This window comes from Hydrogenophaga flava NBRC 102514, assembly GCF_001571145.1.
GTDB lineage: Bacteria > Pseudomonadota > Gammaproteobacteria > Burkholderiales > Burkholderiaceae_C > Hydrogenophaga > Hydrogenophaga flava.
On the sequence record NZ_BCTF01000002.1, the window covers coordinates 75,028 to 90,655 of the forward strand.

The window sequence follows — 15,628 nt, forward strand, 5'->3', positions numbered from 1 at the left end:
ATTCGTGTCATAATCTTCAGCTGCCTTCACAAGAGGGCAATTTTTGTGCATCTGCCTCACACAAGAGGCCTCCCGAATGCCCGCCAGAACCGTCTTACGACGCAATCAGGCCGGACACGGACGAGGCCACTCGCTAAGCACGCCGGAAGCCTTCCGGTCTGTCCCGCGGTACCGTTTGTGGTTGATGTTTTGTAACCACGAACGGATCAGACGCCAGCGGGTTCCGGCAACGGCCGGCATTTCCCTATGGTCTGTTCTGTTCAACGACGCCCTTTGTGGCGCCAGGACGAACATGAGCGACGCTTTTGAAGATCGCGGCGAATTCACGCCCGACATTTCCTCCAACGAACTGCTGGCCGAAGTACCCGTGGCCACGGAACCCAACGCTTTCGAGCTGCTGGGACTGGCCCCGGAACTGGTGCGCGCGGTGGCCGATCTGGGCTACACCCAGCCCACCCAGGTGCAGTCGATGGTCATTCCCAAAGCCATCCGTCAGGAGCACCAGGCCGACGAACGTTATGCCGACCTGATGGTTTCCAGCCAGACGGGCAGCGGCAAGACTGCGGCCTTCCTGCTGCCGGTGCTGCACACCCTGCTCAAACAGCAGGACGCGCGGGCCGAGGCCGAGCGCCTGGCGTTCGAGAAGGAAACCGCCGAGGCGCTGGCCGCCGGCAAACCCGCACCCAAGCGCTCCAAGCGCAAGGACCCGACCAACCCCCGCAACTTCAAGGCCGCCACGCCCGGCGCGCTCGTGCTGTGCCCGACCCGCGAGTTGGCGCAGCAGGTGGCGCACGATGCCATCGACCTGGTGCGCCACTGCCGTGGCCTGCGCATCGCCAACGTGGTCGGCGGCATGCCGTACCAGTTGCAGATCGCCAGGCTGCAGAATGCCGACCTCGTGGTCGCCACGCCGGGCCGACTGCTAGATCTGCAGCGCTCGCAGCAGCTCAAGCTGGACCAGGTGCAGTTCCTGGTGGTCGACGAAGCCGACCGCATGCTCGACCTGGGTTTCTCGGACGACCTGGCCGAAGTCAACCAGCTCACCAGCCAGCGCGACCAGACCATGATGTTCTCGGCCACCTTTGCGCCGCGCATCCAGCAGCTGGCGCTGCGCGTGATGCACGATGGCGGCAAGCATGTGCAGAAGGTGCAGATCGACAGCCCGCAGGAAAAGCACGCCAACATCAAGCAGGTGCTGTTCTGGGCCGACACCGCCGAGCACAAGCGCAAACTGCTGGATCATTGGCTGCGCGATGCGTCGATCAACCAGGCCGTGGTGTTCTGCAGCACCCAGGTGGAATGCGATGGCCTGGCCACCGACCTTCAGCAGACCGGCTTCCATGCTGTGGCCCTGCACGGTGCACTGAGCCAGGGGTTGCGCAACCGGCGCCTGATGGCGCTGCGCAGCGGTCAGGTCCAGATCCTCGTGGCCACCGACGTCGCTGCCCGCGGCATTGACGTGCCGACCATCACGCACGTCTTCAACTTCGGCCTGCCCATGAAGGCTGAGGACTACACACACCGCATCGGCCGTACTGGCCGCGCGGGGCGCGATGGCCTGGCCGTGACCTTTGCCGAGTTCCGCGACCGTCGCAAGATCGGCGACATCGAGGCCTACACCCACCAGCGCATCGCTGTGGAGGTGGTGCCCGGTCTGGAGCCGCGCCAGCGCCCGCCGCAGCCCGAGTTCAATGGCCGCGGTCGCCCGGGTGGTGGCCGTCCGGGCAATGACCGTTTCCAGCGCCCCTCCGGCGACCGATTTGGTGGTGACCGCTTCGGCGGCGACCGCCGTCCGGCACCGCGCGGCCCCCGTGTCGAAGGGCGCTTCGACGCTCCTCGCTTCGAAGGCCGTGACGCCGCGCCGCGCGGCGATGTGCGTTTCGACAGCCGTCCGGACCAGCGCCGCGATCACGCGCCCGCGCGTGGCTTTGGCAAGCCCCAGGGTGGGGCTGGCAATTGGGGTCGTGGTGACGCCGGTGCGTCCCGCCCGGCCGGCCCGCGCCGCCAGCCGCGCTGAACCCGTTCAGCGCGTTCTGTTGAACATCAGCGGCGCCAGCCGCTCGATGTAAAAGGCTGCGGCACCTGTGGACAGGTGCCCGTAGTCGTAGGAGAGCGGTTGCGTGGCGTCTTCTGACAGACGGGTCAGGCATCCTTGGGCATTGCAGAAGAAGTCCATCCCCGAGATGAACTCGATGCCCATCTTTCGGGCGCGCTCGCGCATGATCTCGGTCGCCCTGCGCACCTCTGGGTCGAGAAATTCCTCGCCCAGCCGCAGGGGGGGACGCGCCTGCACAGGCCCCTTTTTCCATTCCTCCAGCAGGATCTGCGGCAGGTGCTTCCTCCAGTAGGGAACGGCGCCCAGCATGATGATCCGGGGCACTCCTGCCTGTTTGACCTGCTCCACCGTGGCTTCTAGGTTGCGCAGGTCGTAGCGCTTGTTGTGCCACCAGGAGTAGAGAATCACGATGTCGGGCTTGGTGTCCCGGATCGCCTGGATGTTGGCGTCGTTGAGGCTTCTGCACAGTGGCCTGGGTTCGATGTCCAGCACCGACGGACAGATGGCGGCGGTGCGTTCCGCCAGGCCAAACTCGTGGCGGCCTGATTCTTTCAGCGCCTTGAAGCCCGGGTACAGCGACCCCGCGTGCGAATCCCCCCAGATGAAGACCAGCGGCCGTTTCTGTTCGATGCAGAACGGTTTGTAGTGGGATGGGGGCAGGCGGTAGTCCAGCATGCAGTCCTTGTCCCGCCAGCCGTTGACGACGGCCGACCGGCCCCCGGTGGACATGAGGTGGCGCACCAGCTCAGGAATGCGCTGTTCGAAACCGTTGTGGCGGTGGATGGCGAGGCCGGCGACCGGGATCAGGCACAGGCCAGCGCAGAGGGCGGTGGTGACCACCGTGCCATTCATGCGCCCCAAGCGGATCGGCTTTTCGAGGAGCCGGTGGGTTGCCCAGGCCAGGACGAAGGCCAGTGCCATCCACGCCAGCGGCTGCGCCCAGCCTGGCTCGCCCGCGGTTTTGAAGTGGGCAAAGGATTGCAGCGGCCAGTGCCACAGGTACAGCGGGTAGCTGATGAAGCCAATCCCCACCAAGAGTTTGTTCGACAGCACGACCCGGTTGAGCCCGGCCGAGGGGCCCGCTGCGATCAGCAGTGCTGTTCCCAGCGTGGGCAGCAGCACCCACCAGCCAGCGGGTGTTGCCTCCGACGCGATGTTCATCAGCGCCAGCGTCAGCAGAGCCGCACCGGTCCAGGCGAGTGTATTCGGGTGTCTGGCAGGTGCTTTTGCTGGCCTCGTGGCCAGCAGCGCACCGGCCAGCAGCGCCAAGAGCAGGGCCGCCGCGGGGCGGAACGTCGCCATGGTCTGGTCTTGCGCCAGATACAGATACAGATGCAGAAGGAAGGACAGCAGCAACGCGGCCGCGGTCCAGCGCATCGTGTGCAGGCGCCAGCGGTGCAGCGCCCACAGCGTCAAAGACCACAGCAGGCAGAACTGCACCCACAAGGCCAGCGGCCAGAGATGCAGCAGTGGCTGGCTGGCAGATCCGGCAGCAAAGGAGCCAGCTATTGCAGTGAAGTTGGATCCGAACGTGCTGGCTGCTACGGCCTGTTGTCCCAGTTGGCGGTAGTCGGCCGGCGGCAACAGAAACCAGCCCGCGACCAGCACCGCGGCCAGCACCAGGAGCAGAGCAGGGAAGAGGCGCCGGATGCCCCGTGCGTAGAAGTCGCCGAAGCTGAAGCCCGGGTTCTGCAGCCCCGAGAGGATGCTTGAGCTGATCAGATAGCCGGAAACGACGAAAAAGACGCCGAGGCCTGCAAAACCCCCGCCGAGGACGTCGGGAAAGGCCTGCTGGAGCAGCACGGACCCGACCGCCACTGCCTTCAGGCCATCAAGGTCGGGACGGTGCGAGGCGACAAGGGCTTTGGCAGACATGGGCTGGCGGCTGCGTCGGTGGCGCCAGGGGTCGGCAGAGCGCCGACGTGATCGGCACCCGGGCCTTCAGGAGCCCGGATGTCCGGCGATCACGCGTACAACTGGCGGGCGATGGTGTGAGCCAAGGAGTCGGGCAACTCGACGTCATCGAACATCAGCATCTGACCGGCACTCACCGAGCGGGTCAGCACCGCGTCCTGGATCATGCCGATGGGGACGTGACCCTTGACGTCGGTGATGCGGGCTGCCTCGCCGCGCACCTGGAATCCACCGATGGCCCGGTCAATGCGCGTGCCGGCGGGCATGTCGTGTTTGGCAATGCCCACAATGGAGATGGACGGGCTGCTGGAGTTGTTCAGCAGCACACCACCGCCGTGGAGCACCCGCCGCACGGTCTTGATGATCTCGTACTGGCAGAGGTGGAACGGACGGACCAGCACATAGTAGGGGCCGTCGCCCAGCTTGAGGTAGTTCAGCGCCTTCCACTCGGACTTGTCGTGCGTGCCGACCACGAAGACACCCGCGTTGCCCGGTGCGAGCACGTAGTCGGAGATGGCCTGCCCCCGCTCGGCCGCTCCGCGCGCCAGCTCGATGGCCGCCTTGGTGACGTCGGTGGTCTTGGGGCCTTCCATGCCCTGGCGCGTGATCGTGCCGCCAAAGCCGTTGGCCACCAGGGCCTGCTCGATCTGGATCTTGGTGCCGTCGGTGAACGAGGTGGTCTGCTCGACGCTGATGCCCTGCTTGCCGGCCCAGTACGCCATTTCTTCGGGCGTCGGATGGTGGTTCAGAAAGCCCTTCATGTTGCCGTACACGAGGGGCTTGAAGCCCATCATCACCGCTTCTTCTCGCAGGGCGGCGATCGAGCCGGGCTGGTCGCCTTCCGCCTCGGTGAGGAGACCCTTGTCGGCGAAGTAGGAGCCGGTGGTGACGTGGAACTCGGAGTTCATCGTGACGACCGGCTTGCCGGCCTTCAACGCGATATCGATGATGCGCGTGGCGTGCAGCACGTCACCGCTGCATTCGACAATCAGGTCGGACTTGTCCAGGAGTTCCTGCTCCGAGTGCGTGAAGCGGTCGGTGCAGGGAAATCCTTCGACGCTGGCGGCGAGGCGCCGGGTGAGCACGGCGCTCAGGGTCAGGTCGGTGGCGTGGTTGTGCAGCAGCCGGGCAAAGCCACTGGCAATGAAGCCGGTTCCGACCAGGCCGATGCGTTTTTGGGGGCTGTTCATGGTGAGTGATGACAATGATTTGTGAGGCCGCTCAGACGCTGTAGCGCAAGCGGCTGTCGGATTCCTGCCCCGCTTCCTGCGGCGCGTAGCCGGACACCAGCTCGGTCAGGAGTTCCTTGGTACCTTCGACGTTCCGTTGCTCCAGCAGGGATTCCAGCTGCTGGAGTTTTTCCAGCAGCACAGGCCAGGCGACGAACTCTTCGTGGGCCTTCATGATGCGGGGATGGGAGGTCGGGCGCGGGTTGTTGCCGATCAGGAGTTCCTCGAACAGCTTCTCGCCCGGGCGCAGGCCCGTGATCTCGATCTCGATGTCCCCTTCGGGGTTGTTCTCGTCACGCACGCAGAGACCGGAGAGCTCGATCATCCGGGTGGCCAGGTCCATGATCTTGACGGGATCGCCCATGTCCAGCACGAACACGTCGCCCCCCTTGGCCATGGCGCCTGCCTGGATCACCAGCTGGGCTGCCTCTGGGATGGTCATGAAGTAGCGCGTGATGTCCGGGTGGGTCAGCGTGATGGGACCTCCATCGCGTATCTGGCGCCGGAACTTGGGAACCACCGAGCCGGAGGAGCCCAGCACGTTGCCGAAACGGACCATCGAAAAACGCGTTTTCGGAGCCGTGGCCGCCAGCGCCTGCAGCGCCATTTCCGCCAGGCGCTTGGACGCGCCCATGATGTTGGTCGGGCGCACCGCCTTGTCGGTGCTGATGAGCACGAAGTCGCTCACGCCGTGTTCCGCCGCCGCCCTGGCGGCTGTGAGGGTGCCCAGGGTGTTGTTCCGGATGCCTTCGATCGGGTTGTGCTCCACCAGGGGCACATGCTTGTAGGCCGCTGCGTGGTAGACGGTGTCGGGCTTCCAGTCGGCGAAGATCTCGTTGAGTCGCTGCGCGTCACGCACAGAGGCGAGCACCGGCACCAGCAGGGTCGCGTTGTCGTCGATCTTCTCCTGCAGTTCCTGCTGGATCTCGTAGAGCGCAAATTCGCTCTGCTCGATCAGTACGAGTGTGCTTGGATTCACCGACAGGATCTGACGGCACAGCTCACTGCCGATGGAGCCGCCGGCCCCGGTCACCAGCACCACCTTGTCGGTGATGTTGCGTCCCAGCAGGATGTGGTTGGGCGCGACCGGTTCGCGGCCGAGCAGGTCGTCGATGTCCAGTTCGCGCAGGTCTGAAGTGCTGACCATGCCCTGCGCCAGTTCGCTGACGGCGGGCAGGGTGCGCACCTGGACATGGGCCCGCAACATCTGCGCGATCATTTCGTTGCGCCGGTGGCGGCTGACCGAGGGGATGGCGAGCAGGACGGTGCTGACCTGCAGCGAGGTCACCAGGCCCGGTAGATCGGCGGGGCTGTAGATCGACAGACCATTGAGCACATGGCCGTGCAGCCGGTCGTCGTCGTCCAGAAAACCAACCACCCGCATCTCGTGGCTGTTGGCCATGGCCGCCGCCAGCTGGCGCCCGGCGTTGCCGGCGCCGTAGATCAGCACTCTGGGCAGGGCCACCATCCGCAGCTGATTGCGGTAGAGACCTCCGAGCCAGAAACGGGCCAGCATGCGCGACGCACCGACGGTCAGGAGCAGCAGCATCGGTTGGATCAGACCCACCGTGCGGGGCACGCCGTCCACCCCGTAGGCGGTGAACACCGTGGCAAACAGCAGACCGTAGACCGCTGTTGCCTTCAGGATGGTCTGCAGCGCGGACAGACCGGTGTAGCGGAAGATGGCCCGGTAGAAACCATTGACCACAAAGATGGGCAGCGCCAGCAGCAGCGACACGCCGACGGCCCACATGGGTTGCCAGTAGCTGTCGCCCGACAGCTTGACCCACTCGCCCAGGCGCAGGTAGTACGACAACCAGACTGTGAGAATGCACAGTGCGGCGTCCACCGACAGCACCACCACCCGCTTGGCAGGGCGGGGCATGGCCAGAATGGGCTGTGCGAATCGGTTCAGCATCGTGTGGGCGTCGAATCGTGTGTCAGTGGGTCACCCCGTCGCGGCGCAGCACGCGCCACGCCGTGAGGAAAATGATCTTCAGGTCCAGTCCCAGCGACCTCTTCTGCAGGTACTCGGCATCCAGCCGGACTTTCTCGGGAATCGGCAACTCGTCCCGACCGTGAATCTGGGCCCAGCCCGTCAGGCCGGGGACCAGCCGGTGAACACCGGCCTCGGTACGCAAGGCGATCAGATCGTCCTGGTTGAACAGGGCGGGGCGTGGCCCCACCAGACTCATGTCGCCTTTCAGGATGCTCCAGAGCTGTGGAAGCTCGTCCAGACTGGTTTTTCGCAGAAAGGAGCCCACTGGCGTCAGATACCGGTCGGGATCTGACAGCAGGTGGGTGGCCACGGCGGGCGTGTCCAGTCGCATGCTGCGAAATTTGGGCATCTTGAAAATGCGGTTGTCCCGGCCGATGCGATCACTCCAGTAGAGGGCGGGACCGGGTGAGGTCCAGCGAACCACCAAGGCGATCAACCCGATGGGCAGCAGCAGGATGGCGGCCGCGCACAGCGCAAAGAACAGGTCGAAGGCGCGTTTCATGCCATCACATCCTGTACCGCGAGACGCAGGCCCTGCTCCACCGTCAACCGGGGCGTCCAGCCTAAAACCTGTCTAGTATGCCCGATGTCGACCTGCAGCGACCCGATCAGTCGGTCGATTTGAGGGCCTCGACCCAGCAATTTTCCCGCCATGCGCAACCAGGTCACAGGCACCGGCCACAGCCGGGCGGGCCGGCCCATGGCACGCGCGAGTGCGCGCACCAGGTCCGGCGTCGAAAGATCATGGCCGTCCGATGCCAGAAAGGTGTGCCCTGCGGCGGCGGGCTGTTCCACGCAGCGGAGCAGCAGATCGGTCAGGTTGCCCAGCGCCAGGAGCGAGCGCCGGTTGTCCACCGCGCCCAGCGGCAGCGGCGTGCCGTGGGCCACCGCCTTCATGAGTTTGAGGAAGTTGGCTTTCACCCCGGGACCGTAGACCAGGGGCGGCCGGACCACCACCAGTTCAAGGCCGGTTCTTCCGGCTACCTCGTGAAGGGCTTGTTCGGCCTCCCATTTCGACTGACCGTAGGCGTCTTCAGGCGCTGGCGCCATGCCGGACGTGAACGGGTGACCCGGCGCCGTGTGCTCGCCATGCACCTTGAGTGAACTCAGGAACACCAGCCTGCGAACACCCGCAGCAGCTGCTGCGACGGCCAGGGAGCGGCTGCCCTCGACATTGACCCGCCGGTAGGACTGTAGTGGGTCGGGGTCGGTGTCCTGCACCATGTGCACCCGGGCGGCGCAATGGATCACGCAGTCGACCCCCTGCAGGCTCTGGCCCCAGTCGGTTCCTGGTCCCAGCTCTCCAACGGCCCAGGTGTCTTCTTCGCCGGACGCGGAGCGCGTGATGGCCCGGACAGAGAATCCGTGGGCCTTCAGGTGCTGGCAAAGGGCGCGCCCGACAAAACCGTGGGCGCCGGTGACGGCCACGATCACGGTCATTGCGGACGGCGGTCCCGGTTCTCCAATGTCAGCGAGCGGACCTCTTCCATCAGCTTGCGGTTGGCCGACAGCAGGTCGGCCACAAAAGCGATCAGGATGGTTTGGAAGCCAATGATCAGCAGGGAGCTGGCCAGGATCAGGGACTGGATATGTCCGTCGTAGTCCATGGTCAGCCATTTGTAGAGGAACCGCAGGCCGATGATGAAACCCAGTGTGAACAGGGCGATGCCGATGCTGGCGAAGAAGCGGAACGGACGGTAGATCACGAACACCCGGATGATCGTGACGATGCTGCGCTGGATGTAGGAGGCAATGCTCTTGACCAGGCGCGACGGGCGGAGATCGCCATTGACGCGGATCGGCACCGAGGTGATGGCCATGTTCTTCTGGCCCGCCTGAATGATGGTTTCCAGCGTGTAGGTGTAGTCGGAGAACACGGTCAGCCGGCGTGCGGCGGAGCGGCTCATGGCGCGGAAGCCGCTGGGCGCATCGGGGATGCTGGTCTTGCTGGCCACCCGAACCACCCAGCTGCCCAGCTTCTGCAGCAGCTTCTTGATCGGGCTGAAGTGCTCGATGGCGGCAATGGGGCGGGCACCGATCACGATGTCGGCCCTGCCCTCCAGGATCGGGCGGGTCAGCGCGGGGATGTCGTCGGCGTTGTACTGGTTGTCGGCGTCGGTGTTGACGATCACGTCGGCACCGTGTTCCAGGCAGGCCTGCAGACCGTTCATGAAGCCACGCGCTAGGCCCTGGTTGCGGGTGTGGCGCACCACGTGGTCGACGCCGTGGGCCAGGGCCACCTCGACCGTGTTGTCGGTGCAGCCGTCGTCGATGATGAGCCACTCGACCTTGTCGAAGCCGGGCACTTCGCGCGGCAGGGCCGCCAGGGCGATGCCCAGGGTGGCGGCTTCGTTGTAGCAGGGGATCTGGATGATGAGTTTCAAGAGGAACTCCGTGGAAGGTTGCGGCGTGTGTGGGTGTCGTGCCGGCGGGTCATTGCGGGCACAGGTCGTTCTTCAGCGGGCCCACGCTGCCGTCGCGGTATTCGGCCAGCAGCCGGACATCGCAGGGTTTCAGGGTGGTCGGCAAGTGTCTGGCGGTGAAGGCGAACCCGGTGTTCAGTGCTTTTTGCGTGCCCAGGGCGGCGGCGACATCGTCCCGTTTGATCAGCACCGGAACGGACGAAACAAACTCGTCTCCGGCCAGGATCCAGAGGCGCTGGGCCTGATCGCCCAGTTTGGTGTCATAGACCCAGCCTTTGGCCCGCAACTCCCCATTGGTTAGCGTGAGCGTTTCCACATTGCCTTCGGTGGTGAGGCGGCGGGGGAGGCGAATCGACATCGCTTCGAGCCCGTTGCGGTCGGCGTATCCGATGTTGCGAGGCAGTTCCTGCAGGGCCTGTTGCTGTTTGAGCAGCACCTGAGGAGCAGAGGCCCAGAACACCACGAGAGCACTGGCCGCAAAGAGGGTGGTGACCGTCTGTTTGAACCAGCCCGGCTGGCAGAGCACGAAGAACGGGAACCACAACACCGGCAGCAGGTACATGTAGTAGCGCGGTTGCAGACCCGAGAGCACGCCATTGACCAAGTAGGCGCGGTAGCCGAACACCACATGGACAACGACGGTGCCCAGTGTGGCCAGTGCCATGGCATCGAACAGCCGGACGGCCATGCGGTTGGAGGTGAGCATGGGCGTGCTGAAGCGCACCACCAGCCATCCCACGATGGGCAGGCAGACCATCGTGTAGAACACCGGCTGCCAGCGGTCTCCGATGGGGGTGATGCTCAGGTGCGACATGATGCCGTGCAGCCGCCGCCACATGGCACCGACGTACTCCCTGACGTAGCCGGCCAGGTCGAGCGGTTCGGCTGGTGGCGTGCTGCCATAGAGCCTGCCGGGCGATGGGAAAACACCTCCGTGCTGGAGCAGGGTGTAAATGTAATAGCTGCCCACAACAACGGAGAAGACGGCCAAGTGGCGCCAATAGTTGCGAACCAGCACCGCCGGATGGATACGGCGGAGGTTGCGCAACCCCCAGGCGCCCAGGAACAGGATCATGAAGACGATGCCTGTGGCCTTGGTGAGGAAGACAATCAGCAGTCCGGCCAACAGCACGACTGGCGCCAGGGTGTCCGGTCCCTTGCGGGCGGGATTGGCCATGCGCGATAGGCCGTAGAAGCCCATGGCCATGCCCAGATACAACAGGGTGTCGTTGGACACGCTGCCAGCGATATACGAGAACATGGGCACGCTGGCGCAGGCGAACAGCAGCAGCGCGGTGGTGGTCTGAGTCAGGCGCAGTTCCCGGGCCATCAGCACCATGAAGCTCAGTCCCAGCCCCACGAAGCCGACACCGATCAACCGGAAGATCAGGTAGTCCGCTTTCGGGTTCAGGGAGAACAGCTTGCCGACCACACCCAGCGCGCTGTAGTACAGCGGTGGATGGCCCAGGTAGTTGGTCTGGGTGAACCCCATGATCTTGCCGTCGCTGTAGTTTGGCAGTGCTTGCGGCGAGCGGATGCTGTCGTTGATGTAGGACAGGTGGGGCATCTCGTCCGGCGGATAGCTCAGCGGCGAATGGCCGGCCATGACCACGCCCTGCAAGACCACGAACACGAGCATGAACAGCGCCAGCGGCATGCCCGCCCAGGTGTTCAGACCCTGGCGGAGGCTGCGGTGGAAGCGTTGGAACATGCGCGGGTACCCCTCAGGTCAGACCGGCTCGCCGTGGCGAACGCGGGGGGGCCAGGCGAGACCGAAGTCCTCGTGATCCAGCGAGAGATACGGGCTGTAGGCCGGGTCGCGGGCCATCATGGCGGGCCAGCGTTTCCACATGTAGTCCACCTCCTTCTGGAACCGTGCCTTCTTTTCCGGGGTGTCTTCGTAGCCCCGGGTGGCCGACTCGTGGTGGAAGAGCAGGGCGTGCGGCGTGAACAGGTTGCGCAGGCCCATCTCGGCGAACCGCAGGCACAGGTCCACGTCATTGCAGGCAACCTTGAGGTTGACGTCGTCGAACCCGCCGACCTGGTCAAAGTGCTTTTTCTGCACCGCCATGCAGGCGCCGGTGACTGCGCTGAAGTTGCTCGCCAGCGAAGCCCTGCCGACGTAGCCGTGTGCATAGAGAGAGAAGCCTTTGTGGGCATGCCCGGCCCAGCCGCCGATGCCCAGCACGACACCGGCGTGCTGGATGGTGGTGTTCGGATACAGCAGCTTGGCACCCACGGCGCCGATGCCCGGGCGGCAGGCCTGGCTCACCAGTTCCTCCAGCCAGTCGTGCGAGATCACCTCGATGTCGTTGTTCAGGAAACACAGCACCTCGCCGGTGGCCTGCGAGGCCCCCAGGTTGTTGATGGCCGAATAGCTGAACGGTGAATCGTCGCCGATGACCCGGAAGTTGGGCGTCTGGGCCTGCTCGGCGAAGTAGGCCAGCGCCTCGGGATTGTCCGAGCCGTTGTCCATCAGCAGGATTTCGTAGTTCTTGTAGGTGGATTTGTCCCGGATGCTCTCCACGCACGTCCTGACGAGGTCCACCGCGTTGCGGGTCGGGATGATGATGCTGACCTTGGGCGCCGGTTTGGGCAGCCGGTGGCGCGCGCGGTACCCGTGGCCGATGAACTGCGCCCGGGCATTGATGCCCATCCGCTTGTAGTGGTCGTTGAGCGCCCGTTCACCGGCGAGCATGGCGTAAGGCTTGATGTTCAGGTCGGCCGTGGCGGTGCTGCCGGCATGGGCACGCCAGTGGTAGAGGATGAACGGCACATGGACGATCTGCTCGGCCTTCACCTTCTCGATCACCCGAAGCACGAGGTCGTAGTCCTGGGCGCCTGCATAGGCTTCCCGCAGACCGCCCACCTCGCGCATGAGGTCGCCGCGGTAGAAGGCCAGGTGGGTGACCAGGTTGTGCGAATAGAACAGGTCCGGGTTCCAGTCGGTCTTGAAATAGGGGTCGTAGCGCTTGCCGTGCTCGTCCAGCTTGTCCTCGTCCGAGTACAGCATCCGCGCGTCGGGATGGCGGGCGACGGCCTTGACCATGTACAGCAGGGCGTGTGCAGGCAGCACATCGTCGTGGTCCAGAAAGGTGATCCAGTCGCCGGACGCCAGGGCCAGTGCGCTGTTGGTGGCCGCCGAGATGTGTCCGTTGGTGTCCCGGAAGGTGACCTTGATGCGTGGGTCTTTGGCCACCCACTGTTCCAGAAAGGGGCGGACCTCGGGGTCGGTCGACGCATCGTCGGCGATGCACAGCTCCCAGCGCGGATACAGCTGTTCCTGGACGGACCTGATAGCCTGCCCCAGCCAGTCGAGGTTGGCGTTGTAGGTCGGCATCACGACCGATACGAGCGGAACTTCGGTCATCGAGGCAGCCTCTTGCCTGAGTTGCTCGACCATTGCGCTGTCCAGCGTGTCGTATCGACGCACCCACTCCTTGTAGTCGCGCACATCCATGGTCTTGGGCGCGTGGTCTGCCACTTCTGCCGCAACCGCAGTGGCATCGGCGGCGTTTGCATGCAGAGCCTGCTTGAACGCCAAGCCCATCCCCTTGCCAGCTGCCAGCGCTTCCTGGAACACTCGAGCCGAGTACTTCACGTCCTGGGCCACGACACTCAGGCGCCTCAGGGGGGCGGTGACGCGCCAGCTGGTGGACTGGTAGAGATTGTCGATGTGGGTCGCGTGCGCCTTGGCAGCTTCTTCGTGCGCCAGCACGCGCTGGGTCAGCGTCATGACCTGGTGCTGTGCGGACACCAGCTGCAGGTTGCGGTCGGTGTAGTCCTGCAGCAGGTCCACCAGCTGCTGTTCTCGGTCCTTGAGTTCTTCGGCAAGCCTGGCGCACTCGTCTTCCAGCGACAGCACTTTGGAAGACTCGGTCATGGTGGACGTGTCGTGTTCGGACATTGTGATTTCTTCAGATCAGATGGGCTTGGCGCAGCTCGCGCAGTCGAAGACGGTAGGCTTCTGCCACCGCGCGCGAGGAGTAGTGCCGACGGATATTGTCCTGTGCCTTCTGCACCAATCGACCTGCTTCCTGCCTGTGCTCGACCAGCCGCTGCATCTGCTCAGCTGCCTGGTTGACGTCCGGGTCGCACCAGTATTGGCCCTGATGAAAGATGTAGTCTTTGGAGGTGAGCGCCACCAGCGGTCCCTGAACCAGGTAGCTCGTTTCAGGGGTGCAGAAGTCGGTGTTGCCGGAGAACGCCGTGGTGACCGTGGGTATCCCCAGCAGCATCGATTCAGCAATGATGCGGCCAAAGCCTTCTGAGCGGTGCAGGGACACGTAGGCGTTGCAGGATGACATGAGCTGCACAAGTTCGATCCGCTGCATGGTCCGGTCAATCACGGTCACTCGCGGGTCGCCACCGATTTCATGCTCGATGGCCTGCCATGCCTCGGAACTTCTGTCGAGAGTGATGGCCTTTATCACCAATCCGACACCCTGGTCGGTGCGGAAGGCTTTCTTGAATGCTTGCACTGCGGCAAGCGGGTTCTTCCTGGACAGCCACGAGTTGCCGTCGAACATGACCAGGAAAAGAAAGCGGTTGTTGGGCAGTCCAAACAACGAGCGGTTTGGCGCTGGGCTCTCGGGCAGCTCGACAGCCAGGGGCATCTTGCGAACGGGCTTTTCAGTTCTGTTTGCAAAGGCTTGCCGGACGAAATCGCTATACACCCACAGCTCATCCACCGAGTCGATCACCCCTGTCAGGTGGTCCGGCCAGACAGGCAGTTCCCAGTGCCAGCCACCGATGTTGTAGGTGCCAGAGTCCAGCAATGGACGACCGCCTTCCATTCCGAGCCGGATGGTCTCGGTGGGTGGCAGGCAGTAGAGGGAGACTGGCCATGTCGGACGTTCGACAATGTGGCCGTCCAGCGAGTGGTCTGACTTCTGCGGGCCGGGCATGGGCGCATCGACCACGGCGAAGGGGATTCCGGCCAAGCCCGCAGACTGGGCAGCCATGCGAACATCCTCTGCAATACCGATCACACTGCGCGCATAACCGACGATGTTCATTCCCGGTTGCTCGTCCAGCGGGTTGTTGAACAACGATTCCAGAGGGCCGTACTCGCGGACCCCGTGAGCAGCCCACCACGCCAGCAGGGCATCACACCCCGCGGGCTGGCTGAGATCGAACGCCTGCCGAAGGTCGGTGCGCGACGAGCAGACACGGAAAGGCACGTAGGGCAGAGGCTTGCCGCAGCGGCCGTTTTCGGGCGCGCAGGCATCGAATGAGGTGGCAAGCTGATGGAGGTGTTGCCTCAATTCCGTCAGCCACATCAAAGACCAGGAGGGGACGCCGAACTCGGCACAACCACTTCGCAACCACCACGCCAGACCGTTGAACCAGTTGTCTTCCGTGTCGGGTGCAAAGAGGGATTTGTCCAGGTCGCTGCGACCAGCCACGATCAGGGACAGAAAGCGTGGCCAGGGCAGACGGCCCTGCACATGCCAGTCGAGTGCGCTCAGTTCCGCAGATACGCTCCAGCGCACGCGCGGATGTTCGCGGTGTCCGAAGAGAAACCACCAGCGCAACAGTCCGATGCGACCTTCGTCGGTTCGGATGTCGTGAGAAGCCTTCAGGTCTGGGCGATCATTCCAGATCAGCTGCAAGGGCCAAGGCAACGCCTTCGTGAAGGCTGCGGCGTCGATATGCCCGCCGCGGCTGTGTGCTTCGAACCCCGGCATGAGGTCGAGCAGCGTTGGCCAGTTGCCTTGAAGTGCGCTGGACAGGCCGGTGCCTCCATCGGCAAGAAACTGTGACACGTCGTAGCTGCCCAGGTGCGCCATGTCGCTGGCGGTCAGACGCCACTCCAGCTCGGGGTACTCCCGGTGCAGCCTGCTCTCCCACAGGGCATAGAAGGCCAGACGGTCCGTCAGCTTCGCAAGATCCAGGTGCCGCAGTTCAGGACGGATCGCGGCCATGGCCTGGAGCCCTGCAGGCACGCCCAAGAGCCAGCCAGTTTGGTCCGAGGGAGCCCGTGCTGACCACGCGGTATGAGAAG

10 protein-coding genes are annotated in these 15,628 nt (G+C 64.4%); 1 reads left to right on the forward strand and 9 read right to left on the reverse strand.

What is annotated here, in order from left to right:
* The first annotated feature begins 292 nt into the window (after window positions 1-292).
* Complete coding sequence (locus HFL01S_RS02120) at window positions 293-2,017, forward strand: DEAD/DEAH box helicase (protein WP_066254003.1); 1,725 nt, start codon at window positions 293-295, stop codon at window positions 2,015-2,017.
* A 6-nt stretch (window positions 2,018-2,023) separates the two neighbouring features.
* On the opposite strand, the gene HFL01S_RS02125 is transcribed toward HFL01S_RS02120, so the two are convergent.
* The 9 genes from HFL01S_RS02125 to HFL01S_RS02165 all read right to left on the reverse strand — a co-directional run bounded on the left by HFL01S_RS02125 (window position 2,024) and on the right by HFL01S_RS02165 (window position 15,548).
* A complete protein-coding gene (locus HFL01S_RS02125) occupies window positions 2,024-3,931 on the reverse strand; it encodes an acyltransferase family protein (RefSeq protein WP_066254006.1) in 1,908 nt (635 codons plus the stop codon).
* 89 nt (window positions 3,932-4,020) lie between these two features.
* Window positions 4,021-5,160 carry an NAD(P)-dependent oxidoreductase gene (locus HFL01S_RS02130; RefSeq protein ID WP_066254009.1) on the reverse strand — a complete coding sequence of 380 codons (1,140 nt, stop codon included), beginning with the start codon at window positions 5,158-5,160 and terminating at the stop codon, window positions 4,021-4,023.
* Window positions 5,161-5,191: 31 nt separating this feature from the next.
* Window positions 5,192-7,117, reverse strand: coding sequence for a polysaccharide biosynthesis protein (locus HFL01S_RS02135; RefSeq protein WP_066254011.1), 1,926 nt, complete (start codon window positions 7,115-7,117; stop codon window positions 5,192-5,194).
* A 22-nt stretch (window positions 7,118-7,139) separates the two neighbouring features.
* A complete protein-coding gene (locus HFL01S_RS02140; RefSeq protein ID WP_066254014.1) occupies window positions 7,140-7,700 on the reverse strand; it encodes a sugar transferase in 561 nt (186 codons plus the stop codon).
* Window positions 7,697-8,638, reverse strand: a complete 942-nt coding sequence (locus HFL01S_RS02145) for a UDP-glucose 4-epimerase family protein (RefSeq protein ID WP_066254016.1) — start codon at window positions 8,636-8,638, stop codon at window positions 7,697-7,699. Before HFL01S_RS02145 ends, HFL01S_RS02140 begins: the two co-directional genes overlap by 4 nt.
* Entirely contained in the window at window positions 8,635-9,582 is a 948-nt protein-coding gene (locus tag HFL01S_RS02150) for a glycosyltransferase family 2 protein (RefSeq protein WP_066254018.1), read from the reverse strand. The genes HFL01S_RS02145 and HFL01S_RS02150 overlap by 4 nt, the downstream gene beginning before the upstream one ends.
* Before the next feature lie 49 nt (window positions 9,583-9,631).
* A complete protein-coding gene (locus HFL01S_RS02155) occupies window positions 9,632-11,332 on the reverse strand; it encodes a glycosyltransferase family protein (protein WP_066254023.1) in 1,701 nt (566 codons plus the stop codon).
* An 18-nt stretch (window positions 11,333-11,350) separates the two neighbouring features.
* Window positions 11,351-13,528, reverse strand: a complete 2,178-nt coding sequence (locus HFL01S_RS02160; protein ID WP_245644722.1) for a glycosyltransferase family 2 protein — start codon at window positions 13,526-13,528, stop codon at window positions 11,351-11,353.
* Window positions 13,529-13,538: 10 nt separating this feature from the next.
* Window positions 13,539-15,548, reverse strand: coding sequence for a glycosyltransferase family 4 protein (locus HFL01S_RS02165; RefSeq protein ID WP_066254025.1), 2,010 nt, complete (start codon window positions 15,546-15,548; stop codon window positions 13,539-13,541).
* Window positions 15,549-15,628 lie beyond the last annotated feature (80 nt).

Excerpts from the sequence above, each read along its gene's own strand:
- HFL01S_RS02145 (WP_066254016.1), bottom strand. The coding sequence starts at position 8,638 with ATGACCGTGATCGTGGCCGTCACCGGCGCCCACGGTTTTGTCGGGCGC.
- HFL01S_RS02165 (WP_066254025.1), bottom strand. The coding sequence starts at position 15,548 with ATGGCCGCGATCCGTCCTGAACTGCGGCACCTGGATCTTGCGAAGCTG.
- HFL01S_RS02130 (WP_066254009.1), bottom strand. The coding sequence starts at position 5,160 with ATGAACAGCCCCCAAAAACGCATCGGCCTGGTCGGAACCGGCTTCATT.
- HFL01S_RS02120 (WP_066254003.1), top strand. The coding sequence starts at position 293 with ATGAGCGACGCTTTTGAAGATCGCGGCGAATTCACGCCCGACATTTCC.
- HFL01S_RS02160 (WP_245644722.1), bottom strand. The coding sequence starts at position 13,528 with ATGTCCGAACACGACACGTCCACCATGACCGAGTCTTCCAAAGTGCTG.
- HFL01S_RS02135 (WP_066254011.1), bottom strand. The coding sequence starts at position 7,117 with ATGCTGAACCGATTCGCACAGCCCATTCTGGCCATGCCCCGCCCTGCC.
- HFL01S_RS02140 (WP_066254014.1), bottom strand. The coding sequence starts at position 7,700 with ATGAAACGCGCCTTCGACCTGTTCTTTGCGCTGTGCGCGGCCGCCATC.
- HFL01S_RS02125 (WP_066254006.1), bottom strand. The coding sequence starts at position 3,931 with ATGTCTGCCAAAGCCCTTGTCGCCTCGCACCGTCCCGACCTTGATGGC.
- HFL01S_RS02155 (WP_066254023.1), bottom strand. The coding sequence starts at position 11,332 with ATGTTCCAACGCTTCCACCGCAGCCTCCGCCAGGGTCTGAACACCTGG.